19 protein-coding genes are annotated in these 25,877 nt (G+C 55.1%); 7 read left to right on the top strand and 12 right to left on the bottom strand.

Features of this window, described 5'->3' with window-relative positions:
- The first annotated feature begins 13 nt into the window (after positions 1 to 13).
- The gene (locus tag IEN85_RS11475) at positions 14 to 1,123 is read left to right on the top strand and encodes a sensor histidine kinase (RefSeq protein WP_191617228.1); all 1,110 of its coding nucleotides are present in this window, start codon (positions 14 to 16) and stop codon (positions 1,121 to 1,123) included.
- A gap of 35 nt (positions 1,124 to 1,158) precedes the next feature.
- On the opposite strand, the gene IEN85_RS11470 is transcribed toward IEN85_RS11475, so the two are convergent.
- The 7 genes from IEN85_RS11470 to IEN85_RS11440 all read right to left on the bottom strand — a co-directional run bounded on the left by IEN85_RS11470 (position 1,159) and on the right by IEN85_RS11440 (position 8,612).
- Positions 1,159 to 2,259 carry a baeRF3 domain-containing protein gene (locus IEN85_RS11470; protein ID WP_191617227.1) on the bottom strand — a complete coding sequence of 367 codons (1,101 nt, stop codon included), beginning with the start codon at positions 2,257 to 2,259 and terminating at the stop codon, positions 1,159 to 1,161.
- A 26-nt stretch (positions 2,260 to 2,285) separates the two neighbouring features.
- Complete coding sequence (locus tag IEN85_RS11465) at positions 2,286 to 4,040, bottom strand: thiamine pyrophosphate-dependent enzyme (RefSeq protein ID WP_191617251.1); 1,755 nt, start codon at positions 4,038 to 4,040, stop codon at positions 2,286 to 2,288.
- 144 nt (positions 4,041 to 4,184) lie between these two features.
- Positions 4,185 to 4,796 (bottom strand): superoxide dismutase family protein, encoded by a 612-nt coding sequence (locus tag IEN85_RS11460; protein ID WP_224772575.1) that lies wholly within the window; start codon positions 4,794 to 4,796, stop codon positions 4,185 to 4,187.
- 215 nt (positions 4,797 to 5,011) lie between these two features.
- The gene (locus tag IEN85_RS11455; protein ID WP_191617226.1) at positions 5,012 to 5,611 is read right to left on the bottom strand and encodes an exopolysaccharide biosynthesis protein; all 600 of its coding nucleotides are present in this window, start codon (positions 5,609 to 5,611) and stop codon (positions 5,012 to 5,014) included.
- Positions 5,612 to 5,667: 56 nt separating this feature from the next.
- Positions 5,668 to 6,984, bottom strand: a complete 1,317-nt coding sequence (locus IEN85_RS11450; protein ID WP_191617225.1) for an NAD(P)/FAD-dependent oxidoreductase — start codon at positions 6,982 to 6,984, stop codon at positions 5,668 to 5,670.
- 81 nt (positions 6,985 to 7,065) lie between these two features.
- Entirely contained in the window at positions 7,066 to 8,220 is a 1,155-nt protein-coding gene (gene tal / locus IEN85_RS11445; RefSeq protein WP_191617224.1) for a transaldolase, read from the bottom strand.
- Positions 8,221 to 8,312: 92 nt separating this feature from the next.
- A complete protein-coding gene (locus IEN85_RS11440; protein WP_191617223.1) occupies positions 8,313 to 8,612 on the bottom strand; it encodes a hypothetical protein in 300 nt (99 codons plus the stop codon).
- Positions 8,613 to 8,922: 310 nt separating this feature from the next.
- Here IEN85_RS11440 and IEN85_RS11435 point away from each other — a divergent pair, with 310 nt between their 5' ends.
- From IEN85_RS11435 to IEN85_RS11425, 3 genes are all read left to right on the top strand, one after another.
- Entirely contained in the window at positions 8,923 to 9,729 is an 807-nt protein-coding gene (locus IEN85_RS11435; protein WP_191617222.1) for an SDR family oxidoreductase, read from the top strand.
- 317 nt (positions 9,730 to 10,046) lie between these two features.
- Positions 10,047 to 11,426, top strand: coding sequence for a BNR repeat-containing protein (locus IEN85_RS11430; protein ID WP_191617221.1), 1,380 nt, complete (start codon positions 10,047 to 10,049; stop codon positions 11,424 to 11,426).
- 30 nt (positions 11,427 to 11,456) lie between these two features.
- Entirely contained in the window at positions 11,457 to 12,890 is a 1,434-nt protein-coding gene (locus tag IEN85_RS11425; protein WP_191617220.1) for a sulfatase-like hydrolase/transferase, read from the top strand.
- A gap of 76 nt (positions 12,891 to 12,966) precedes the next feature.
- Here IEN85_RS11425 and IEN85_RS11420 read toward each other — a convergent pair whose 3' ends face one another.
- From IEN85_RS11420 to IEN85_RS11400, 5 genes are all read right to left on the bottom strand, one after another.
- Positions 12,967 to 14,463 carry a sulfatase gene (locus IEN85_RS11420; protein WP_191617219.1) on the bottom strand — a complete coding sequence of 499 codons (1,497 nt, stop codon included), beginning with the start codon at positions 14,461 to 14,463 and terminating at the stop codon, positions 12,967 to 12,969.
- 123 nt (positions 14,464 to 14,586) lie between these two features.
- A complete protein-coding gene (locus tag IEN85_RS11415; RefSeq protein WP_191617218.1) occupies positions 14,587 to 16,059 on the bottom strand; it encodes a tetratricopeptide repeat protein in 1,473 nt (490 codons plus the stop codon).
- Positions 16,060 to 16,228: 169 nt separating this feature from the next.
- A complete protein-coding gene (locus tag IEN85_RS11410; RefSeq protein ID WP_191617217.1) occupies positions 16,229 to 17,449 on the bottom strand; it encodes an FG-GAP repeat domain-containing protein in 1,221 nt (406 codons plus the stop codon).
- A 68-nt stretch (positions 17,450 to 17,517) separates the two neighbouring features.
- Positions 17,518 to 18,633: a LacI family DNA-binding transcriptional regulator gene (locus IEN85_RS11405; protein ID WP_191617216.1), complete on the bottom strand. Its 1,116-nt coding sequence runs from the start codon at positions 18,631 to 18,633 to the stop codon at positions 17,518 to 17,520.
- A 123-nt stretch (positions 18,634 to 18,756) separates the two neighbouring features.
- A complete protein-coding gene (locus tag IEN85_RS11400; RefSeq protein WP_191617215.1) occupies positions 18,757 to 21,819 on the bottom strand; it encodes a TonB-dependent receptor plug domain-containing protein in 3,063 nt (1,020 codons plus the stop codon).
- Between the two features lie 387 nt (positions 21,820 to 22,206).
- Here IEN85_RS11400 and IEN85_RS11395 point away from each other — a divergent pair, with 387 nt between their 5' ends.
- The 3 genes from IEN85_RS11395 to IEN85_RS11385 all read left to right on the top strand — a co-directional run bounded on the left by IEN85_RS11395 (position 22,207) and on the right by IEN85_RS11385 (position 25,723).
- Positions 22,207 to 22,392, top strand: coding sequence for a hypothetical protein (locus tag IEN85_RS11395; protein ID WP_191617214.1), 186 nt, complete (start codon positions 22,207 to 22,209; stop codon positions 22,390 to 22,392).
- 1,006 nt (positions 22,393 to 23,398) lie between these two features.
- Complete coding sequence (locus IEN85_RS11390) at positions 23,399 to 24,481, top strand: PfkB family carbohydrate kinase (RefSeq protein ID WP_191617213.1); 1,083 nt, start codon at positions 23,399 to 23,401, stop codon at positions 24,479 to 24,481.
- A 102-nt stretch (positions 24,482 to 24,583) separates the two neighbouring features.
- Entirely contained in the window at positions 24,584 to 25,723 is a 1,140-nt protein-coding gene (locus IEN85_RS11385; RefSeq protein WP_191617212.1) for an aldose 1-epimerase family protein, read from the top strand.
- The last annotated feature ends 154 nt before the right edge of the window (positions 25,724 to 25,877 follow it).

The following is a 25,877-nucleotide window of genomic DNA, read 5'->3' as shown; positions in this document are numbered from 1 at the left end:
CAAACGAAAACGCATGCCCGATACGATCAAAGCACCACGAGCACGTCGAAGCGCGTCCAAAATTGAATTGTTGCTCGTAGAGGACAACGACGATCACGCGGAGCTTTTCGTGCTTTCGGCCCGTAGCTTCAGCGAGGCGAACATCACTCGGGCAACCAATCTGACGGATGCCTTGCGAATCGCGAAATCGCAGCCGGTCAACTTGGCGATCCTCGACCTCGGCCTTCCCGAAACCGTGGGATTGGACACGCTCAGCCTTTTTCTGCAAAACTGCCCGTCCCTTCCAATCGTCGTCCTGACCGCGATCTCCGACCTGAACCTTGGCGAGGAAGCCCTCAAGCTAGGAGCCATGGACTTTTTGAGCAAGGAGGAGATAACGCCCCGCACCTTGCTGCGCAGCATCCGCTACGCTATGGAACGCTGGGCGCAGAAGTGCAAGCTCGAGGACAGCCTCGCCGACCTGCAGTACTTCGGCAGCATGGCAGCGCACGACTTGGTCTCCCCGCTCGACGCGATCCAAGGCTTCGCCCAACTGATCGAGTTGGAGCTTTCAAAGGGTAAGATAACCACTGAAGCCTGGGAATGCCTCGATCTGCTCAGGAGCAGCGCCAAGCGCTCGATCAATCTCGTCCGTGACCTGCAAAAGCTATCTAGCCTCGGCCGCAAAGCGATCGTTAAGGAGAAGCTCGATCCAAACTCGCTCGTAGAAGACGTCTGCGCCACGCTTCGCGAGACAATCAAAGAAACCAAGGGTACCGTCGAAGCGATGGACATGTCCCCTATCCGTGGCGACGCCGGCCTCGTTTGTCACGTTCTGCAAAACCTGATCGGAAACGGTCTGAAATACAGCCGCGACGGTGTTCCCCCGGTGGTCAAAATTAGCAGCTCACAGGAGGACGGGCTGACCGTGATTTGCGTAGAGGACAACGGGATCGGTATCGACGAAGACCATTCAACCCGCATCTTTTTGCCCTTCGAACGCCTCGCATCAAGCAAAGGGACGAAGGGCTCAGGACTGGGGCTATCCATTTGCAAGAAGATCGTCGAGGCCCATGACGGCGAAATTTGGATCGAATCCTCACTCGATCAAGGATCACGCTTCTTCTTCCACCTCGGCTGTTAGCGAACGCTGATTGGCGAAGCCAGCTGACGCCGCTTTCAATCCAAGAGAGCGGCAACCGGCCCACCACCGGGAACCCTTTCCGCGTCGACGACCAGCGTGGTAGCCCCCTTTTGTACCCCTTCGGCAAAAATGCAGTCAAGGGCCTCGAAGGCCTCCGGCCCATCGCCAGGCGCCGCTTCCCTCAACTCGTCGAAGCCTACTCGCTTCAACCAGACCTCAGCTTCCCGATCAATCGCGCAAAGGGCCACCCGCCCGCTTTCCGCAGCTTGCACGATCTTAGCAACGTCCGTGCTTAGAGCCCCGTTCTCCGACACCCGTCGCTTCTCCAGCTCGTCTAGACCGTCGCGGGTTGCCGCTTCGTATTGTCGCAGGCAGAACGCGCCGCAAACCCGAGCGACGCCCTCCTCGTCTGCCGGGGCATCGCTCTCGTGCGTCGCCAAGATCTCTCCCTGCGGATACTGGCAGGACTCCTCGAATCGCGATACCAGTGATTTCCTGCCGATGAGCAGCAAGGGCAACCGATGAGCGTCGTCCAAGCCATTCAAAGAGACAGCGATGTCGCGAAAGCAAGCCTCCAAGCGATCGCGATCTTCCGGATTCGCATCGATAGAGCCGTCGCTTCGCAAACGGTCGCGCAATCCTCTAGGAAGCTGAAAGGTCCGATAGAGAAACGCCGCCTTTCCGTCGTAGTGAAAGAGCTGAGGACACTCGGTGTTGAGACTGAGCGCAAGAAACTCGCGGCGGCTCGACAAGGCCTCTGCAGCGGGACGAAAGCGAAAGCGATGTCCCGCCCATGTGCCTTCTTCCGGAGCCTTCGGCAACTTGACGAGACTGGCCCCCGTATCGGATAAGTGTATACACGCGCCCTCATAGAGGCCGTTCCACTTCTCAGCATCCTCCGCGAGGGCTTCCCCGTGACGCAATATTGCGTCTCCCACCTGCGGAAAGGTGCCCTTCGCCTCCCATTTCTCCTTTTGCTCGCGCAGCTTGCTTCGCAAGCGCTTGGCGTGCTCAGGCTGCGCTTCGCCCCCGCCTTCACAGCGCATTGCAATGGTCAAGCAACCTTGCTTCGGCTTGCTGCGCTCCCCCAAGTAGTTCGAAACCATGCGCGACTTTCCCAATTTCGTATCGTTCATATCATTCCCCCACAGTTGAGTTGTAGCTAAACCATTTCTTTCGCTCGATTCTTGGCGACCGTCTTGATCACGCTAGAGCGGTACTTCTCTCCCCGCATCATGGAGAGGGTGAAATTCTTCGCTTGCTCGAACTCGATCTTCGCTGGAAGCGGCGGCTCTTGCTTGTCAACTATTGCATCGATGACGACCGGTCCCTCGCAGGCGAGGGCCTCGTCCAGGATATTTCCGCAATCTTTTGGGTCCTCGATCCGAAAGCCATGCCCCCCGCAGGCTTCAGCGAACTTCGCAAAGTCGATGGGATGCAAATCGCAACCATACTCCGGGTTACCTAAAAAGACCATTTGCTCCCACTTGATCTGCCCCAAGGTTTCGTTCGAAACGACGATGACCTTGATCGGAAGCTTGTAGCGCACCGCTGTGGCAAACTCGCCCATCAGCATCGAGAATCCCCCATCGCCAACGAATGCCACGCATTGACGCTCTGGATACGCTAGTTGAGCCGCGATGGTATAAGGTAGGCCATTCGCCATGGAAGCCAATGTTCCAGATAATGAATACTTTTGTCCCTTTTTGGCGGGTATTTGCCTAGCCCACCAAGAGGTGATCGTGCCGGAATCTGAGCTGACGACCGCGTCGCTTTGCAATCGTTTCCCGAGTTCCCAAGCTACGACTTGCGGTTTCATTGGCACGTCTTCGCGTTCGCCGCGGGCCTGCATCAGCTTCCACCACTTTTTGCGTCCATTCTGAGCCTTCTCTAGAAACGATCGGTCCTCTTTTCTCTGCAGATGGGGGATGAGAGCGTTCAAGGTTTGCGCGCTGTCACCCACCAGACCAACATCTGCCGGGAAACGTAGTCCGATTTTGCATGGGTCGATGTCGATCTGTACGCATCTCGCCTGCGTCGCTTTCGGTAAAAATTCGACGTACGGAAAAGATGTTCCCACCATAAAAAGCAGGTCGCAGCTCTTGATAGCTTCCTCGGAAGGCAGCGTACCCAATAATCCGATACCTCCCGTTGTCATGGGGTTATCGTCGGGCACGCACGCCTTGCCCAAGAGAGCCTTGACAATGGGCGCGCCCAGTTTTTCGGCAACGGCCAGAAGCTCTTCGGTGGCGCCAAGCGCTCCTTGGCCTGCTAGGATGACGACCCTTTTCCCCGAGTTCAACAACGCTGCCGCTTCCATGATTTGATCCTCCCCAGGGAGCTCTCGCGGCTTCCCTTTTTTGGCAAGGTAGTAGCGATCAACGTTTCGCGTCGACGCGTTGCCTGCCTTCAGTGGCATCGACTGGAAATCAACAGGGAAGTTGACGTGGGCAACGCCTCGCTTGCCGAGGGCGTTTCGACAGGCAAGGTGAGTAACGCCTTCCACGTGCTTCGGCCCCATCACTCTCGTGTTGTAGACAGATACATCCATGAATACGCGGTCCAAGTTCACGTCCTGCTGCGAGTGCTGGTCAATCAAGTCGTGAAAGTGGTGCCCAGTGATTGCGAGTACGGGAGCGCCGTCGAGCTTAGCGTCGTAAAGACCATTCAAGAGATGTAGGCCACCAGGTCCGGAAGTCGCCAGGCAAACGCCCAATCTTCCAGTATATTTCGCATACGCTACAGCCATGAAAGCAGCTGATTCCTCATGCCTGACTTGGACGAAGCGAATTTTGTCACTACGCGTTCGGAGCGACTCCATCAGACCATTGATCCCATCGCCTGGCATTCCAAAAATCGTATCGACTCCCCAGTCGATCAAACAGTCTATCATTACATCTGCGGCAGTTGTCTTCATAATAATTCCCGTGTTTTCGTATTCATCGGTTTGCTGCGATACGGCAGCGTTCACCGCGGCCAAACTCCATAGTCTGGCCGAGTGCGTTTCTCCCAAGTCCAGTCGCTGGATTCTGAGGTAAAGATGTGGCGTAAACTGCGATCTCTAGTCTTCGCTATCAGCCGGACGTTCCGACCACTGGATCACTCCGCACGCGATGCGCGGCCCCGCCGCTCCGGAGGGCTGCGACTTGAAGTCGTCAGCCTTTGCGTGAACCACGACAGCCTTGCCGATAATTGAGTTTTCACCTTCGAAGCGGATATGCTCGTCGACCCTTACATACATTGCTCCGCCCGCTTCCGACGACTCTAGGTTGCCAAGGTCACCTACGTGACGCTTGTCAGCCATGGGCCCGGCATGGGCCTCGCCGCTCGGATTGAAATGTCCACCAGCTGAACTTGCGTCCGGGGCAGAACAGTCGCCTGTCTCGTGAATGTGGAAGCCATGCCTCCCGTTGACAGACAGATTTCGCACGTCTGCTATGATTCTGATCCCGTCTCTCTCTTGTACAAACGTTACAATCCCCTCAGTCTCGTATCCATCAGTTGGCGACAGATGAGCCTCCGCGATGCGACGCACGAAGGAGACGTCGTCGCTTGGCTCAGTCACGGCGCTCTGCGAGCAGCCCTGAATCACCATGGTTCCCAACGCTGCGCAAAGCGCTAAAGATCTTTTCCGCATGTCTCTGCGGGGGGTCAAGGTGCTGTTCGTCATCATGATTCCACGGGTTGAGGTTGCTCGACGGTGCGTTGAGAGCCGCAACTTCGATGCCAAAACGGAATCATTCACGTTAAGAATTCTTTCGCACCCCCAAGAGCCTTTTTTCATGCGGTCTCTGAAAACAGAGGTGCAGGGCTGCAGAAGCTTCCTTCAACTGCAATCTGCAAGGTTCGGATTCCCAAACCGAGCAAAATGCCCGCCATCGCGAACATTTAAAACAGCAATGCTTTGACCGCGAGGAAGCCGATCAGACTCGTTCCGCCCATCGCAAACAAAGCGAGCACGCCATCTTGGGAGATAATGGCTAATCCAAAAGATGTCAGCACCAATCCGGCACTGGTGGCGAGAAACGGAAGGACTTCCAGAGGAGGCATTGTCGCTCCAACCAGGACGCAAAACACCGCCATTACGTACGAACCAATCCCCTTCGTAAAAACCGTCAATCGGGGTTTGAGAAAGCGGTCCACAAAACGCCCAATCGGCCGCACTGCGTTAAGGCCTTTCTCTACCTTCTTCGATGAGATGGAGCGCTCCAGCAGCCCACTCGGTATCCAAAATCGCTTTCGCCCAATTACGAGTTGTCCGGCGACGAGCACCACGAGTACGCCCAAAAGCGATGGCAAGGTCGGAATTCCACTCAGAGGCGACATCGCAATCACGCCCACCAGCAGCACGATCGGGCCGAAGGAACGCCGGCCTACCGCTTGCATCATTACTTCTAGGGAAACAGCCTGCTCCCTCTGGGCCGCCTCGTCTAGGCGATCAATGACTTCACCGAGGCTCTGTGGCTCGTTTTCGTATTTCGCGGCCATAGGCGCTGAACGCAAACTCCATGCCAGTTAGGGCATCTGCGTTGGCCGAGATCTGCTCATCGCAAAGCCTCTTGCTTCTTTTTCCTAGGCTTTGCCTTGCTCGGACTGGGACGCCAGGCGATGCGCGCGCCAGGCTTATTATTGACGTACTTGTATATCCACTTCATGAATACGGATAGTCTATTTCGCATCCCCACCAAGGTGATAAGGTGGATGGCTAACCATGCAAACCAAGCGAAAAATCCAGAAAACTCGCGTCCTGCAATCGAGGCGACAGCTCGGCTACGTCCAATCGTCGCCATGGCCCCCTTGTCCCGGTAAATAAATGGCGACCTCGCCCTTTCGTCCCCGACAACGAGCCCTTCCCGGATTTCCTTATCAATCACATTAGCCACATGTTTCGCCATCTGGATAGCGGCTGGAGCGACCCCGGGTACGGGAACGCCTTTCGCATCCTCCAGCGACGCGATGTCTCCCACCGCAAAAGCGTTTCGAAACCTTGGCAAACTACAATCCGGCTCGACTTTGAGTCGTCCGCCTTTGGCCTTGGGAGTGTCGAGTTTTTCGGTCAAAGGATTAGCCGCAACTCCAGCCGTCCATATGATATTCTCGGCTTCGATGACCTGGTCGTCCAAAATCACTCGCCTCGACTTGATGTCATTCACCTTTTTCCCGGTCAGAACTTCAACGCCGAGCTCCTCGAGTTGCTTCTTAGCCTTTCGCGAAAGCTTTTCTGAATACATCGGCAGCACTCTGTCAGCTGCGTCGACTAATACCACCCGCGATTGCTTCGGGTCAATCTTGCGGAAATCTCTCCTGAAACAGCGGTGGGCCAACTCGGCCAAGGTGCCGGCCATCTCCACTCCGGTTGGCCCCCCTCCGATCACCACCGTAGTCATTAGCCTGCGCCTTTCCTCGCTGTCGCCAGACAAATTCTCAGCCATTTCGAACGCCCCAAGCACCTCGTTGCGGATCCGATGAGCATCGGCCAAGGTTTTCAGTCCGGAGGCATGTTTCTCCCACTTCTCATTGCCGAAGTAGTTTGTTTGCCCCCCGAGGGCTATGACGAGATAGTCGTAGGATAGGCTCTGATGCGGCGTCGTGACCCATTCGCGTTCAAGGTCGATCGCAACGACCTCGTCCATCAGAACCTGCACGTGCTCTTGCTCGGAGAAGAGTGTGCGCAACGGCTCGGCGATATCGGGGGCCGCGAGTCCTGCGGTCGCAACCTGGTAGAGCAACGGCTGGAAGAGGTGGTGGTTTTGTTTGTCTACCAAAGTCACCTCCGCCAGTGATGGGTCTATCGACTTCGCAAAGGCCAAACCTCCAAAGCCGCCACCCAGCACTAGAATTCTCTTTTTCTCTGTATTCATAATTACAACGTATTCAGAATTAGTCTACTCTCGACCTACCAATAGTGGCAACCCTGCCTTACGAGAGGAAAACGTCAGCAATCAGACTGCCGCTCCACGGAGCTGTTTTGCCTGCCTCACGACGGAACGAAGCCCAGTTTCGAAAGCATCAACGAACTTCTGTACGCCCTCATCTTCCAACTCTTGGGATACCACCTCTAGATCGATGCCGAGCTTCTCCAGAGAGTCGAACACCTTAGACGGCTCTTCACCAGCCTTCTCGATCGCATTCTTTTCTAGGTTTCCAGCTTCGGCGAATGCACGAACCGTGCTTTCCGGCATCGTATTCACGGTCCCTTCTCCGACTAAAGAATCCACGTAGTAAGTTTCGGGATACGCCTTATTCTTCACGGACGTACTTGCCCACAGCAATCGCTGAGGAAGCGCTCCGTCCTTTTGCAGCGATTCCTTCCAAGCCGTGTTTGAGTAGGACTCGCTGTAGCTTTCGAACGCGGCCCGGGCTTGCGCTATCGCCACTGTGCCCCGCAACGATTGGGTTAACTCTCTCTTGTCCGGCGACTTGGCAGCGTCGTCCAAGTAGCTCTCCAGCTTGCTGTCGATACGGCTCAAGAAAAAGCTGGCTACGGATGCGAGACCTTTGACGTCTCGCCCATCTCGGACACGCCTTCTCAAGGCTCTAAGATAGCAAGCTGCGACCTCACGGTAGCGAGATACCGAAAAGAGGAGCGTCACATTTACGTTAATACCTTCGTAGAGCGCTTGCTCGATAACCGGCAGGCAAGACGCGGTACCCGGGATCTTAATCATAGCGTTTGGTCGGTCCACCGACTCCCATAGGTTTCTTGCTGCCTCCAAAGTTCCGTCGGGATCGTGAGCAAGACGGGGATCGACCTCGATGCTGACGTAACCGTCTACTTTGGCTGAACTCTCGTAAAGGTCTCGAAAAGCGTCGCAGGCCTTTTGAACATCGCTGACCATTAACGCCTCATAAATGGCTTCGTTGGTTTCGCCCTGATTCACCAGAGACTCGATATCCTCATTGTAGAGTTTACCCGACCGGACTGAGTCGGAAAACGTCTTCGGATTGCTGGTCACCCCGCGCAAACCTTCCTCCTTTATTCGAGCCTTCAACTCGCCGTCGTGCAGCATCTCGCGCGTCAAATTATCCAACCAAAAGCTCTGGCCATAGTCTGAAAGTCTACGGATGCGTTCTGTATCCATCGTTTTGTTACTCATAATTATACCTGTTTTTACTGTTTACCTTTAGACCTCTAACACACAGCTGCTGAGGTAGCGTCCTAACTCCAAGGCCTTTCGCCTCGTTCGTATCAGTGTACACCGTTGCCCGGCTGGTTCAGAACCTGCGTGGGGATCGGATGCTTCCCCGGGCCCTCGACTCTCGTCGAATCGCCGCATTCCAATACCTTGGCGTCGACGCTCAGTTCCCGGGCCGCTAACTCGAAATCCTGATGCTCGGGAGCGCCTGCTCTCGACTTCAATGCTGCCAATTCCAAAGCACGTTCTACTATCAAAGCCTTGTCGGGGTCACCCAATTGAGAGCTGGCGATTTGTATTCGTTCTCCATTGCCGAGAACGATTTCGATTGGTTTGCCTGCTAAGTCTTTCATTTATGTCTCAAGTTTGCAGTTTGCAGGATCGGGTATGGCTTTCCGCACGCTGACGCCGCGCCCTGTCTTACCTGTCGAGTGTGTGCACAGCATCGGTCGCTGCTGAACTCCGCGATCCTTTACCACTTGGCGTGCATAGCTTGCGCCAGCTAATCGACAGCCTCCTATCCTCGGCAGGATGAACCGGCGTCAACCACTAGCTAGACGAGCGAAATCGAAGTCACTCGATTGGGACGCAGCGCTGTTTGCGACCTTCAGAATATGCGGCACGCTCTTTGCATTACCAAAATTCTAATCCACTCTAATTGCTATGGACTTGAAGGAAAAAGCAGCGCTTGTGACCGGCGCGACTTCCGGAATCGGGAAGGAAATTGCCAAGGCTCTCTTGACCGAAGGAGCGAAGGTCGCGGTGAACTACCGCAGCGACGACCAAAAGAAGGAGGAAACCGAGCGCGATTTCGAAACCTTGCTGACCGTAGCCGGTCGCCCCTCTTCGGACCTTTTAATGGTGAAGGCCGACGTTTCCAAGCCAGCTCAGGTTCAAAAGATGTTCGCCGCGATCGACAAGCGGTTCGATTCCCTCGATCTTCTCGTCAACAACGCCGGCATTCAAAGCGAGACTCCTTCCCACGAGCTCGAAACCGGGCAAGTGGAAAAGGAGATCGCAGTCAACTTGACCGGTCCCATCCTGTGCTGCTGCGAAGCTTTGAAACGGTTCCTCAAAAAGCCGCGTCCCCATGGCTCCATCGTTAACGTAAGCAGCGTACACGAGGAAGTTCCCAAGCCAGGCTTTCTGCCTTATTCCGTATCGAAAGGGGGACTCAGGAACCTGACCCGTACCCTCGCCCTCGAGTACGCCGACAAAAACATCCGCGTCAACGCAGTGGGTCCTGGTACGGTGGATACAAACATGAACTCCAAGCTTTCCGATCCGAAGGTACGCAAAGAGACGCAACGCAACATCCCGTTGAAACGAATCGTGCAAGCAAAGGAAGTGGCTCGCAGCGTTCTTTTTCTCGCTAGCGACGCAGCCCGCAACATCACTGGGCAAACCCTTTTCATGGACGGCGGACTCAGCCTATATCCCAGTTTTCAAGACAACTGGACCTCCAAGTAGCCCTCGGAAACTCGATAATAGAAACGACTCGCCTCTTCCGAGTAGGGTTGCAGCTTGCTGCAGATCACAGCGCACCCTAGCTTCACCGCGCCACGCGGTCTGTATTTTAAGAAAAACTCGATTCGTTGGACAATCCCTTAAGCCTTTCCAGCGAATCACAGACGAATCCGATTCACCGAGCTCTGGTGGAGAGCCGACAGGGGCCGCGCGGCATTTTCCGAGTCGCTTCATATGTATAGAGCGATTCCTGAGGATTCGTTTCGCTTTCCTGGCGAAATTTTTGCCACTGTGTCCCTTGCTAAAGCAAACCCCGTCCTATGAAATTAAGCTTTCTGCCCGCCAAAGGGCTCCTCTTGGCGTTGGTCGTCGTTGTCCCATTGCAAGCGTCGGACAACTACGAACTCGTCAACCGTCAAGCGATCGATCGTGTATGGTCCGGCAACTACGTGGGCTTCGACTTTCTGACGCGAGGATCCCACCAATACATCGCCTACTACGACGCCAATCGCCAACTGACAGTGATGTATCGAGGTGGCGAAAGGGATCCGTTCCGCCACTACAAGGTCGATAGTTGGTATGCTTGGGACAGCCATAACTATATCACGATGGAACTGGACTCCGATGGACACCTTCACCTGCTGGGAAATATGCACGCCGACCGCCTCGAGTACTTCCGTACCCGTCACGCCCACGACATCCGCAGCTTGGAGCGCATACGCGTCATGGAAAACGAAAAGCTGGAAAGCGCGTTCACCTACCCACGTTTCCTCAAGCGGGACAATGGCCAACTAATCCTCAAGTACCGGAGCGGCGGAAGTGGAGACGGGAGCGAAATCTACCTCGTTTACGATCCTCAAGAAAAGGCTTGGAGCCGCATGCACGAAGGTTCCCTTATCGATGGGCAAGGGCTGATGAACGCCTACGTGGAAGGCCCCCTCCTCGGACCGGATGGACGTTTTCACATGGCTTGGATTTGGCGGGACACTCCCGACGCAAGTACCAACCACGACATCAGCTACGCCCGAAGCGACGACCTTATCAACTGGGAAGATTCGAGCGGAAAGCCCATTTCTCTGCCCATCACCTACGACAAGAGCGACGTTGTCGATCCCGTGCCCTCAGGTGGAGGCGCCATAAACGGCAACAACAAACTCGGTTTCGATTCGAAAGACCGTCCTGTCATCGCTTTTCACAAATACGACGAGAACGGCAACACTCAGGTCTACATCTCCCGTCGCGAAGCTACAGCCTGGATTACCCGCAAGGTGACGGACTGGAAAGGATTTCGCTGGTCCTTCGGAGGGACGGGTTCGCTTTCCTCCTTCGACGTCCGTATCCGTAAACCGGAACAATTAGCAAATGGAAAGATAAAGATCCCTGTCAAAAAGCTCGACCAATGGTATGACTTGTTGCTGGACGAGGATTCGCTAGAGCTGATCGAAACCCAGGCTGGATACGCCTACCCACCCTTGATCTCCGAGGTCGCATCCTCGGACGCGGTCTTGCTAAACGGCCAAGACTCCTACGGTCCGGATCTGATCTTAAAGACACTGTCCTCGCAAGCCTTCGAGGACGCGGAGGACGAAGTCTTTTACCTGTCTTGGGAATCTCAAGCGCCTTTCCGAGGACAAGCCCGAGACCACATTCTCCCTCCGAGCATCCTCTACCTGCATCATTTGAAGAAAAAGACAGATTAAACCCAAACCCCAGAATCGAGCTGTCCAGACATGAGCCCTAACCCAAAAAGATCCAGCGGCAAAGGCCTCGCAAGCGCGGCGATCGCGTTCATTGCCTCGCTTTGCGTATCCGCAAGCACCTTACACTCAGATAAGCCGAATATTATCTTCATCCTAACCGACGACTTAGGCTTCAACCAAATCGGAGCTTACGGAAACACCCCCATCCAGACGCCAAACATAGATAAGCTCGCTGCTGAAGGCGTGCTCTTCACTCACGCCTACTCTGGGAATACCGTCTGCTCTCCCTCTCGCGTGTCGCTCTTCACTGGCCGCGACGGTCGCCTGATGGACAACAACTCCAACACCGTAAAGCTCAAAGCCTACGACCAAACGATCGCTCATGTGCTCAAATACGGCGGCTACGATACAGCCTTGTTCGGCAAGTACTCCATCGGCCCGGAAATGGGCGTAACGGATCCCCTAGCCATGGGCTTCGATACTTGGTACGGCATGTATACGATCTTAGAAGGGCACCGCCAATACCCTCACTTCCTCTGGCGCGACGGTGTCAAAATCCGCCTCGAGGAGAACGAGGGGGGCAAGCAGGGAGCCTATGCCCAAGAACTTTTCACCAAAGAGGCGATTAACTACATCGAACAAGAGCGAGAGAACCCCTTCTTTGTTTTCCTCTCCTATTCATCCCCTCACGCCGAACTGGCCGCTCCCGAAAAATACGTTTCGCAGTACGACGGTAAGTTTGACGAAAAGCCCTACCTCGGGATGTCTACCGGCAAGGAAGTCGAAAAGTACGGATCCTACTATCCAGCTCCCGTGGAAAAGCCCAACGCCACGCTCGCTGGCATGGTGGCTGCCCTTGACGATTACATCGGACAAATCATGCGCACCCTCGAAGAAAAGGGCGTCGCTGAGAATACGATCATCTTCTTCTCCTCCGACAACGGCCCGCACGACGAAGGGGGAGCCAGTCCGGATTATTTCCAAGCCTCTGCTCCCTACAAAGGGATGAAGCGAGACGTCTACGACGGCGGTATCCACGTTCCCATGATCGTACATTGGCCAGCAGCCATCAAGGAAGCGCGCGTGGACGACACTCCGTGGGCCTTCGCCGACGTCTTCCCCACCTTCGCCGATCTTGCAGGAGTCGATATCAATGTCGTCCCCCGCCTCAAGGTGAACGGCGTATCCATCAGCCAACGACTAAAGGACGATCCAGAGGAAATGCCGGAGCGGCTCCTCTACTGGGAGTTTGGCAAGCAAGCGGGCGACCCCAATTCCGGCATCATCGGCGAAGTCTTTCAAGCAGCTCGCCGTGGCCCCTGGAAAGCTGTCCGCTACGGACTCGATTCACCTGTCGAGCTTTACAACATCATTGAAGATCCTAGCGAAAGCAAAGATCTCGCTCAGAAGCACCCCCAAATCCATCACGAATTCGTTGAGCTATTCGAGAAGTACAAGGACTAGGAGGGCGCGTTCGTTGGAAACAAACGATAGCTAGCCAGTTCACTCGCCTCGTCGCTCGATCGCAATAAAGCAGTGCCTACTGCCTCTTTCGCAAAGGAACGACTTCGAGTCGCCCTAGAGAGTCGAGTTGGGTGGAGAGTTTGCTCACGAGTTTTGCATATTCCCCTCGATCAACAAGGTTGACACGAGATAGCTGAGTTTCCTCGTGGTCGTACAACTCCTTAGCTAATACTCTTTTCGTTTCCGTATTGATCCATTCCGTGTAGCGCCAACGAGCGTTTCGAAGGGTATAGCCAATTACTTTACCACGACGGTATTCGCTGATGGCAAAAGGACGGAACGAAGCGCTCGGATCACGCAATACTGGCCCTAAACTTTGACCGTCCAGAACAGAAGGGACTTCTCCTCCTGTCAGATCCACTAAGGTCGGAAAAATATCGATCATTTCAACGAGGGCCCTAGATCGCTCACCCTTGGCAAACCCGGGGGCAGAAACGATAAACGGCACCCGCGTATCTAGCTCGAAATTGGTGTGTTTGCACCACTGGCCATGGTCTCCCAATTTGTATCCATGATCTCCCCACATGACCACTATGGTATTTTCCCGCAGGCCAATCCGATCCAGCTCGGCCATGACTTTTCCCAGTTGAGCATCCGCGAAGCTCACACTGGCGGCATAACCGTGGCGAAGTTCTCGTGTTTGCTCGTCGCTCAAGAACCCATCTCCAGGCATGCCTTGATAGGCTCTTAGTTCGCCCCAGTTTGTAAACGCTATGTCGGGAGCGTCTACAGGAAGGGTGCGTTCTGGCACCTCGAATTGCTCCCTCTCGTAAAGATCCCAGTACGTTTTCGGCGCGGCGAACGGCAAGTGCGGCTTAGAAAAGCCTACGCACATGAAAAACGGCTCTTCCTTGTATCGGCCCAAAGCTTCTATCGCCTGCTCCGCCACGGCGCCATCCTGGTAAACTTCATCCTCAACTTCAGCTATCTCCGTGGGCGGTCCGGCCGTATATGAAAATTTTTCTCGGGTCGACATCCCAAGCTTATCCGCCTCTTCCGAACGCATTCGGATCGATTCCAACACCTCGGGATCCGCATACTTTTGACCGGGACGATCTGGCAGCTCTGTCCAGTATTCCTTGTCGTCTCCCTGATGATGGTAAACCTTGCCGAATGAGAGCGTCCGGTACCCAGCTTCCTTGAAGTACCGAGGCAAGCTCATGGCATCGGGGATGCTCTTCCGTAAAGGCGTCCATAAATCTTGAATACCTAGTCGATCAGGATATTTTCCCGCCAACATGCTGATGCGCGAGGGACCGCATATCGCTTGTTGACAATAGGCACGCTCGAACAGCACGCCTTCCGAGGCCAATCGGTCCATCTGCGGCGTCTGGATGTAAGTCTCGCCGTAACAACCAAGTTCCGGCCGGAGATCGTCCATGAAAAAGACCAGCACGTTCATTTTCGATTTCTCTTTTGCCACACCAGAAACGGTTAGCAGACCAGCCAGCAGCAAAACGATCCGGAGCGAAGGCCAAGAGCGACGAGAGCGTATTTTTGAAATTTTGCACATACACGGAAGACTCCTTAACTTTGCGGCAGCAAGGCGTCAGGCCAAACTGCAAAATTGGATTTTCAGATGTCAGAATGAGGTGACGCCTTAGAATGCGACTTCCAAGCGAATCCACATCGCAATCTATTCGTTCGACATCGACAATGCTGCCAAACGAGCTCGAGCCGCATTTCTCAAAGCGGCGTAGGCTGAAAATTGCCCGCTGCGCAGTACGGCGGCTTGATAATGCTCAACCGCCTCCTCGATGCGCCCCTGCTCTTCCAGGAGTTCCGCAAGTGTCATCAAGACCTCTGGCTTATCGCCATAATTCGCTGCTAACTCGCGCAACAAAGCGATCGCCTTTTCCAATTTTCCCATCCCTCGAAACGCCCTTGCCTGCAACTTCAGCTCATCGAGGGTTAATGGCCCAAGACCCTTTGCCAGTTCCAATAAGCGCTCCACCTCAACCCAATCGCCGGCGGATGCTTCCAAGTAGGAATACTGGATAAAGTAGCCTTTTGCTAATTCCGCTAACCGGGCATTGCTGGAATCGATCTCCAAAGCTTCGGTCACGAAGGACTCGGCTTGCTCCAGCTGACCGTTCTCGATGTAGTACTGCGCCAAATACGTTCTCGACTGGACGTCTAGGGGCGATTGTCGCGACAACCGAGTAAAGTAACTGGCAGCCTCGGAACGCTTGCCCCGTTCCCAGAGCAAAGCAGCCAGATCGCGAGCGATTTCCAGCGACTCTGGCATGAGCTGCATGGCCCGCTTCAGACTGGCCTCGGCGCGTGGCAAGTTTCCCATTTCGCGAAAGGCTAGAGATCTAAGCCGTTGCAAATCGGCAGAATCGGGAACGCGTTCGAGCGCCGCTTCAGCCAACTCAAGAAGTCGCATAGCCTGACCTTGCTCCAACAGCGCCGAACTCAATTCCCCCAAAGCTGCTCCCTCATGGGCTCCGGCACGAATAGCGGCCTGATAGGAAGAGACCGCATCTTTTACGCGGCCGAGTTTCGCGAATACATTGACTCGCATGACATGCGCTTTCCAATCGTCTTCTCCAAACGCCACCGCTCGATCCAGAATCTCGACTGCCAATTCTAAATCTCCCCTCTGCGCGGAGGCATCGGCTTTCACCAAAAGTTGGCCAAGGTCGAAGCTGAACAAGTAAGCTCGATCTAGCCACGGATCCGGAACCTTCTCTCGCAACGAATCATTCCCTCGTTCCACGAGGTCCAGCTCTGGCTTTCCTGTCATCTGGAGAAGTCGACTCTGTGCGTCACGGATAGGACGCGACTGAGGCTCCAACGCTAGCGCTCGCTCCAAATAGAAATGTGCCTCTGCAAAACGTCTTTGCCGAATCGCCCTGACGCCAAGAGACAGAAGCGCAGGCGGATAAGAGACACCTGTCTTCTCGAGCTCTAAAAGCGCGGCGTAATATCCCTCGAAATCCATTTTCTGCTGACGCACGTCAGCGAGCAAGTAGAGCAACTCAGCACTTGCCTTATTGTCATTGGATAGCGAATACAAATCTTCCGCTTCCTCCAGATATCCGTTGGTGTGATAGGTTTTAGCCAACGCGACAATCAACGCGTCGCGGTTTGAAAACAAATTCATGCGCCTGATCAATCGCTCCGCTTCATCGGCAACTCGCCCCGAGGCTCCGCTCGACTCCAACCTTGCCAGCAAGGAATCCCTAAGAGTTGCTCGCGGCAGCCACATCGCAAAATACACCGCGAGGGCTGAGAAGAAAACAAGCCCCAACGCGACACACGCTAAATGCGATTTACTCGGACGCTTCACCCGTGTTCTCCCATTTCCAAACGGTGATCGCACTCACGTGATCCCAAGGCGGATACGCATGAAAACCTCCTGTGACAAGCTCATAGCTTCCGTCTCCATCCAGATCGCAAACCTCTACATCCACAATATGGGTAGGAGTGGCAGCCAAAGGTTTTGCGCTGAAGTTCTGGGCACCATCGTTCTCAAACAAAGCCAACGAATAGGAATCAGGCTGAGTCCAGTCATTAAAGCAACTCGAGGCGACAACATCCAAATCCCCATCTCCATCCACATCGAGTGCTACCGGGCTGTAGGCTCCAGCAAAGTCGCCGATCCTTCTGTATCCAAAACTTCCTGCTCCTAAGTTTTCCAGCCACTGCACGCCGTGCCATGGGCGGGATCCGGGAATGGCGTAGTCAAAACCGTCACCATTCGCGTAGAGAATATCTAGATCTCCATCCTGGTCCAAGTCATGGATAGCAATGCCGCTGCTTCCGTAGTCTTCGTTTGGAGACGCGAAAATGATATTCTGTTGCATCGCCCCACCTTCATTTACGTAGACTTGGACTTCTTCCCAATGCTGCGAAACCAATGTCACAACGTCTAGATCACCGTCCCCATCGATATCCGCGATCGGCGAATGAATTGCCCCTGCTTGCTTGGTCAAAATCTCGCTCGAGAAATTCCAGTTACCTAGATTTCTCATCAGTCGAGCTTCGCCTTCGTGATAACCGAACTGGGCGATGGCCAAGTCAAGCCGGCCATCACCATCCACATCCCCTGCCTGTACGTCCGTCACGCGAGACACTCCTTCGAGCAGCACCCGTTTCGCAAATTCGCCGTCGCCCAAATTCTCCAAAACCAACACCGAACCGATCTTGTCGTTGTTGGGAAAAATCCAACCCATGCAGGCGATCAAGAGGTCCAGGTCACCATCCTTGTCGATATCGACCGCCTCCACGTGAGCGGGCCCTTCAACGCCTTCCACTTTGTCCAGCCTCGAAAAAAGCCCCGTCCCTTCTCCTCTCAAAATTCCCACGAAGTTCGCCTGCCCTTCGCAATAGACGACATCCACATGCCCATCCCCGTCGACGTCCGCCACCGTCAGATCCGTGACCCAAGGCCTCTCCGCATTCGCAAGCTCAACTTTGCGCGGAACGAGCTCGGAACCGGAAGCAACCGATTCCCCAAAAGCGAACAGGGAAAACCACAGAACGCGGAGCAAAGAAGGGACCCTTAGCATATCCAACCAACAACTACAGAGATACATTTCGTCAGCGGACTCGTGTCCCTCTACGAGCGGGGCGAGCCGTTCTCGCTTTTCATCAGCGACGGATCCAAGGAGAAGCCGTCCTTCCATTCCCCCCTGAGCGTGACCTCCTTCGGATGCGACTCCAGTCCGACGCGGAAACGCTGAATCGCGCCGTTCACGTAGTCCACGCTGGTCATGCCGACGAGTCTTCCGTTTTGCACGATGCCGGCGAGGCGGTTGTCGGGCGAGTCGGCCGCAAGGTTCGCCAACTGGATATCCTTGGGAATCTCGTATCCTTCTTCGTTAAGGAAACGTTGATAGCGCCAAGCGCCACCGCACATGATGACCTGCGGTTTCTCCTTTCGATACCACTCGAGGAATGACTTTTTACAGGATGTGGGGTCTTGATCGAGAAAGGGCTGCAGCATCTTTCCGGGACTCAGGCGATGCTGCATGGTCCAGTAGGCACCGGACCAGTTGTTGTTCGACCTGTCATCCATATATTGCGTGCAAGCATAGCCGATACGTTGGAAGCCCAAGCGAAGCAGACGTTCGTAAACCAACTTCAGGTTACCGAAGTGGTCGGGCTTGATGGTGCTCAATCGCGCACGCAGTTCGGAGTTGCCGATACGCACGGAACGGAACAGTTCCCAATCGAGCTCGAATCCGTCCCATTCCATCGGAAGCGGGCCCACGATCACACCCGCAACGTTTCGATTCAAAAGGATCTCCGTGCTTCGCCGCTTGCTCATGCCCGGCTCGGCGATCCAAAAGGATTCGAGCCGAAAGCCCAATTCTTCCGCGCGTCGCTTGGCCCCGAGGTAGCAGTCGCGGTAGAACCCGCGGCAACTCTCGAAAAACTCGGGGTCGGGAAAGGCGTTCAGCCAAGACAAGGTCCCTTGGAAGGCGCTGCGGCGATTCTTTCCGCAATAGGCTGAAAAAGCTGCTAACATCGGGTCCGCGTGGTAGCCCATTCTTTCGGCGGTTTCATGCACCCTCTGTCGCGTCTTTTGACTGACCCGGGAGGAGTCGCGCATCGCTTCCGCAACCGTGGTGAAGTGGAGGCCGAGTTCATCTGCGATATCGCGTACCGTCACCCGCTTGGCGGTCGCGTCCGCTGACGCTTTGGCTCCCGTAGCTCCTTCTTCAGATCGCATCTGGATTAGGAGCATAAACGGATTTTCGAACGCGGCTTCTCTTTTGTTATCGATATTTATGGATTGGAGCAAGATGGGCCTTGCCGCCTCGAGCGGCAAGACCCGGTGCCCACTGCAGGAAAGCTAGAAGCTGAAGGTGTTAGAAAGCCGGTAGATCCTCTCGCGATTGACGCGGAAGGCCGCTTGCTGCCCGTCCGGATTGATGCGAATCGGGATCAGGTCGTTGTCACCGTTGAGGTTCTGGATGTTCAACTGGATCTTCCAATCGATCTTGTCGTTGAAGATCTTGCGCCCGTAGGACGCGTGCAAACCGAGGTTCCAAGTCTCCGGGCCGAAGTAACCGTTCTGCAGGTCTGTGATGAGGTTGCCTTCGGAATCCGTGGTCAATGGGTAACCGATGGAACGCTTGTCCGACCAGCGGACGGAGCCGCCTGCGGAGAAACCCTTGAACCGTCCGTCCGTAAACTTGTAGTTCGTCACGAAGTTCCAGTTCCACTTGGCAAGGTCCAGCCGCGTCCGACCGTCGTTCGCGAGGGCCGGATAGAGGGCCTCGCCCACCGCTGCGTTGAATTGCTGGCGAACCGTACGCGAACTGCTCCACGGCAGGTCCCAGAAGGTCTCCCAGAATGGCTCGCGCAGCGCCATGTACTCGAGCGTAGCCAGTCCGCTATTGGTTTGGATGGTCTCGCCTTTTGAGCCGGCGAGGCGAAAACGCCAGTTCTTGGTCGGGTTGTAGGTCATCTCGATCTCTACGCCCTTGGCCAGGAAGTCGTGAACATCCGTCACGTTAGGCAAACGGTCGTGGTTTTCGGTGCTGCCATCCCAACGTACCCAGGTGTTCTGCTCAGGAGTCAGCTCCTCCTCCCAGGATCCGTTATTGATGCGGCTGTAGATTCCTCGCTCGAATCCGCGCATTCTCCATACCGCGACGAACGCAAGTCCGCCATCGCGAGAATCCTTCTGCACGGTCTCGTACCAGTTCACTTTGAGGTTCAACTTATCCTCCAGGAGGTTCAGCGAAAAGCCGTAGTCCTCGCCGACTCCGCTCGAACCCGGTACAGGTCGGTTCAAGATGTCTACGGCAGGCCCCGAAACCACGAAGTTTTCCGACTCGTTGTAGTGGACCGAAAGCCAATCGGTAGCATGGAAAACCGCTCCCTTGGTCACAGTGTCGCCTTGGTTCTTGTCCGGCTCGCCGGAGAAGACCCAGTTGGACAAGTCGTTGTCGCGATCGCCATTGGTGGTCGTAGGGGCCGCGGCCGCCTGTCCCTCGATGGTGTCGTCGCGGTATCCTAAGGTGGTAACTAGCTTACCATCGAGCCAGAAGCTCTGCATGGTAACGCCCCACCCTTCATTCTCGGTCAAATCGCGAGAACCGTTTATCCGAGTGCTCGCTGACTCGATGGGAACCGAAGAGTCGACCCAACCGTCCACTTCGTCGTCATAGTAGCGCAGCGTTGTCTGCACTCCGTTCGGAAACAGGTCCTGGTTGTTGGGAAAGCCGGTAAAGGTTGGGTACTGCTGTCCCGGAGCGAGAGCTTCTCCAACGTAGTAGATCGCCGCTATACGACGACCCGGATTTTGCAGCAGCGCGTTCTCTCCCACGAATGCTTCGTGATTCAGCGAGCCGACCACGTTTTCGAGGGATCCGCCGTAGTTCTCGTCCTCGCTCTTGGCGTAGAGCGCCGCAAAGCGGTGCCGGCCGAGGAAACCGCTGTCAAACTTCTCGTCGAGGTCCAACTCGTAGGACGCTTGCACGCGAAACGCGCTGTTGCGGTCAATGTCCTGGCGACCTTGTTCGCGTCCAACCACGAAGGGACGCATGAAGTTCGGGTTGACGCTGCCATCCGTCAGCGTCTCGTTGACGTCCACCGCGATCATGGAGGTACGCGGGTTGATCACTGCGTTGTTCTCCCGCAGGGTCTCATCCTTCTGGAAACCGACCTCAACGTTGAAGTCTTGGCTGAAACGGTGCCTCAGCAGAATCTGGGTATAGTCCGTCTCCTGGAGCTGGTAGCTGCCCGGGAGCGAGCCGAGGTCGATGTCCCGGAACGGAAAGACGCGGTCGTCCGTGACATGGTTCGGGGTATAGAAGTTGAGCCCGTCTTGCGGGTTGGAGCTGCGTCGCATGAACACACGAGACGACGTGGGAAAACGGCTCATGTCTGGCCGCACGTTTTCAAGCCTGATCGCGTAGTCGGGACCGACTTGGTTCATATCGGTAAAGAAGAGCCCATTCCGGGCTGCGATATGGGCCAACTCGTCGAAATAGTCTGCCGCGGGTACCCCATTGATATCGCCAGATGGATTTTCGCCCGGAGCGATGGTTGGCGAACCGGCTGCGGCCCAATGCGTAATATGGTCCTCAGGCGGAATGTAGCGGGGGCGATTGGCATCGATTTCGATCTTCTCGTGGTTGAAGCTGATCTCGGTCCTCTCGTTCGGCTTGTAGGTGAGCGCGACCGTCGCCCGCTTGTCGCGATCGTGGGCGTCGTCGTACTGGAAGCGCTTGTCGTTCAGCACGCCCATGAAGCGAATCGCCAGCTTGTCCTCCGCCAACACGCGGTTGAAGTCGATCTCGCTGCGTACCGTGCCGAAATTGTCGAGGGCAACGCGAAGCTGCCCCATATCCTTGTTAGTGGTGGCTTTCTTGCGGGCGTAGTTGATAATTCCTGACGGGCTTCCCAGTCCGAAAAGGATCGAGTTCGGACCGCGCACGACGGCAATACGCTGGATGTTGTAAGAATCGATATGGGGATTGGAAGTAGCGAAGAAATCGGAAGTCGTATCCGCCCGCGTAAGACCGCGCACACGATTCCGCGAAGGCTGCGTCGCTTGGCCTCCGTCGACCCAAGAGGCATTGGAACTCGCTTCGAAGGTTTGTCCGGTCTCTGCGTTTGCGACGTAAGCAAGCGCCTCTTCCACATTGGTAGCTCCGATGTCATCAAGGAATTCGTTCGTCAAAACGGACACGGATGCCGCAACGTCTTTGAGTTGCGTATTCAAACGGCTGCCTGCGATCGTGGTCGTCGCTCGATAGCCGGAGTCTTGCGAGGCGTCTACCTCGAATGGAGAAAGCTCGTAAACCTCTTCTTCCGCAGAAGAGGCGTCTTGAGCAAGGGTAGGATTGGCCGCGAGGAGGCCGAGGCTGACAGTACACGCGGTACTGAAAACACGTTTGTTCATAGTGAGACAGTTTTTCAGGTTTTAGGTCCCCTAACTCCGCCGGGCACAGGCCATCCCCAAGGCATGACGATACATGTCACGCGCTCGGAAATCCAAGCGGCCAACGGAAGGTTTTTGGGTGTAGGGGTATCGGCGTGGGGGTACGCTATCGATGAGTAGCAAACTGCGCTCAAACGCGGAAAACGCTAATCCTACGGTTTCATACAAGTATGAGGAGCCCGAGCAATTCCGCCGCTGCACCGGCTCATGGAGCCTTGATACCAAACGAACTCGAATCCCCCACCGATTCTAAAAACGGCTGTGCAATTGGTTTTTCAGATGTGCGAATGATTCGCAGCTCGCATCTCACCTTGAAAGGGCCCTTTCCTTCGCTATCGACCCTTTCGTATGACCTCAGCCCTGCGACCTTTCCTACTCTCTGTCATTGCCAGCCTAGGATCTATCGCTGAAGCGCAAGTCACCCTATCCTGCGACTTGACCGAGGCGGGGAACAAGCAGGGCGTAATCTACAATTTCTGGGACACCCACAACCGCCTGCCTCCCTACGAGAGCATCAATGTGCCGGCATTTTGAATGGAGGGCTCCTACGTTAACTGCGTACGCATGCTGGGAGGCTGGTCGAAAAAAGGCGAACGCATGCTCGACTACGATTGCTACAAGTGGGACGGAGAAACTTTTGTCTACGACTGGGAACCTCTCATCCGGCGGATCGATGTTGTATTGAATTCCGGAATACAGCTTAAGCAGATCGTGCTGGACAATCCCCCTTGGGCCTTCCAGTGCGCCATCACCTTCGTCGATCGAGCGGACGGACTCCACTACCTCGCCAAAGACAGGAACTCGACCTACGGGAACGCCGTTCCACCCACCTCAATGACCTGCAATGGTCAGAGTGGATACCCGTCAAATCGGAAGCGTCGAAGGATCAAAAAATGCCATAATATGGATACAAACAGAGCTCCCTTCCTTCGCATTCCAGAAAATCGAAGTGCGAGCACGTTAAGCCTTCCCTCAAAACCCAAGAACGAAGCGAAAAATTTAAAAAACGGTCCAGCAAAACGTACGAGTGCGCTGTCATTGTGTTCCTTGCATCTTTCTAAGCTGCTATTCTTCCTCAGGAGGCGACCTTGCGTCGCGATCAACCGGTCTCCAATCGCGACGCGAGGTCGCCTCCCACAAAATGTAATGAATGTGAGGGCCTTAACTTACATCACGCTCGCCCCTTCTGCGTAGGTTTTGAGCTTGCTGCGAACCGCAGTGCCCCTCTTTCACAGCTCGTCGCATCCGCGCACTCCGTAGCCGCTTCCGGTTCCGCCTTCGTGTCGGTGGCAATTTCATATTAATTAAACACAATTCTGTCACCAATTCACGCATCACGGCTTGCTCTCGGCACTTCTGACTGTCAACCTCACCCCGCAATTTATCAAAGACCCTCAATCTCCGATTGTTGCACCGCCTTATTCAACTTTCGTTCGGCCTGCTTGACGACCGGCGCTCAGCAATGAGCTCCTGGAAACTCATCAGCTAACGTCCCCGTCGGAAAACGATTCCGTGGGCCCCAAAATGTAAGAGAACGAATATGAAAAGGTATGTAGATTTCATTAATACGATCAGCGGCAAGATTCTGCTCGGGTGCGACGGTTTCGTCGACGAGGTTTACCAAATCGTCGACGTCAGGCAAAGCCTCACCGAATACACCGCGATCGATAACCTTCGCTCCTTTGGCGAACTCATCGTCAAAAGGGCGGACGGAGGCGTTGGTCTAGAAATCGTCCCCAAACGTCGGTGCTCCGGCGGATTTACCCCAAACACCGGTAGAGTTGCGGCCTTTCTCGGCCTGAAACCTATCCTGACCGGACTCTACGGAGCCAACGAAATCGACCCGGCCTTCGAGGAGTTCAAGGAAAACTGCGATCTCATCTCCTTGGGCGACCCAGCGGTCACGCTTGTATTCGAATTCCAAGACGGCAAAATCCTGATGAGCGCCCTCAAGTCCGTAGCCAATCTTACCTGGAAGGACTTCGTCGCATTCTTCGGCGAGGAGCGACTGCAGGAAATGTTTTCCGACGTGGACATTCTAGGCCTCGGCTACTGGTCGCTGACTCCAGACTTCGACAATTTCCTGCAAGGCTTCGTCTCGCAATACGAAGGCAAAAAAGCGCCCCGCCGCATGTTCTTCGACTTCGCAGACATCAAGAAAAAGTCCAACGAATCGTTCATGGAAAGCTTGGCCATCATCAAGAGACTGAACGAAAAGATTCCCATGACCATGAGCGTCAACGAGCATGAAGGAGCTGAGCTTTTCTCGCGCTTTCAGGTTGAGTTCGAAGAGAGTCCGGAGAAGGTCACGGCGGGACTTACCGCACTCCGTAAAGCAATCGGAATCGACGAACTCGTGATCCACACGCCCCACTACACTGCCGCATCTTGCGAAGCGGAAGGGGAAGGTTTCGCGCTACAGGACCATCAGAAAAACGTCATCCGCACCGCCGGCGCCGGCGATACCTTCAATGGTGGCTACCTTTGCGCGTCTCTAGGAGACCTCTCAATCAAGGAACGCCTCGTCATCGCCAACGCAGCGACCGCCTTCTTCGTTACCCACGCAACCGCTCCCACGAAGGAGGAGATGATTGCGCAAATCGAAAAAGCGAGCGATAGGTAGTACGAAACCAAGGGGCCTCTATCAGGCCCCTTTCACTCCATTTGCACAAACGAATTTATGACCTATAGACACTCTTTGCTCCACCCCGATCACCAAGATCCGATGCCTGCGATCCGCATCGACGAAACGCTTGTATCCACTGCATCAAGACAGCCATGGTCGGTTCGCTCTCGCACCTTGCGCGGAGGAACCCAGGAAGGCGTCGACGTCGTGGAAATCGACAACGGCAAGCTTTCATTCGTCGTATTGCTGAGTCGCGGAATGGGAATTTGGAAAGGCCAAAACGGAAAAACCCGCTTGGGCTGGGATTCTCCCGTCAAGGACCCCGTGCACCCGAGTTTGGTCAACGCCAACGATTGCGGCGGCCTCGGGTGGTTGAAAGGCTTCAACGAGTGGATCGTACGCTGCGGACTCAGCAGCATGGGTGCTCCCGGTGCCGACGTTCTAGTGGACAACAATGGCAACGAGATGGAAGCCTTCCTGCCTTTGCACGGGAATATTGCCAATTTACCAGCTCGCGCCGCCTGCATCGAAATTACCGCAGAGGAGATAATTCTGCGGGGTGAAGTTCACGAGACTATGATGTTCGGGCCCGCCCTTCGCTTGAATACGGAGATTCGCACCTGTTTCGGTTCCTCAACACTGACTATCAACGACACCGTTACCAACATGGGCGACAACCCAGCCGAGCACCAGTTGCTCTACCACGTCAACTATGGGCAACCCTTACTCGAAAAAGGGGCTCGCTTCCTAGCTCCGTTCAAGCAAGTGGCGCCTCGCGACCCGAGGGCGGCCGAGGGTATCGATCATTTCGATACTTTTGACGCAGCAGTGCCTGGATTCGTGGAGCAGGCCTACTTCATGGAGTTGGCAGGAAAGCGCGGGAACCGCGAGACGCTCGCTATGCTGAAAAACGCCGGTGGCGACCAAGCCTCCCTCCTTCGCTTTTCATTGAAGGACTTTCCTTGTTTCACCCTCTGGAAAAACACGGCAGGCGAGCGAGACGGATACGTCACCGGACTCGAGCCTGCCACCGCCTACCCGAACCCGAGACGCTTCGAGCGCCAAAAGGGTCGCGTCATCACCTTGGCGAGTGGCCAATCCAGAAGCACGTCCTTGATCGTGGAAAATTTGGATACGAAAAAAGCCGTCAAAGCCGCCGAGGCGGAAATCAAGGGCCTGCAAAAAAGCGCGAAGGGCAAAGTGAGCCAGACAGCAATCGCCCGCTTCTCCAACATCTAGAGCCGGATTCGTTCAGAAAACCGAAAAGGTGGCGCGGGTTCTCCGAACACGCTCGCAGTTTTGATCTTTCCCAAGTCGTCTTCGGTACCGAGGCTTGCCGACAAAGCGAAGCGCCCAAAGCCGACCCACCTTTTGTGGCTTGCGAATCGATTCA

Origin of the sequence: Pelagicoccus enzymogenes (assembly GCF_014803405.1) — a bacterium.
Taxonomy (GTDB): domain Bacteria; phylum Verrucomicrobiota; class Verrucomicrobiia; order Opitutales; family Opitutaceae; genus Pelagicoccus; species Pelagicoccus enzymogenes.
This window is presented reverse-complemented; position numbering and strand designations above follow the sequence as displayed.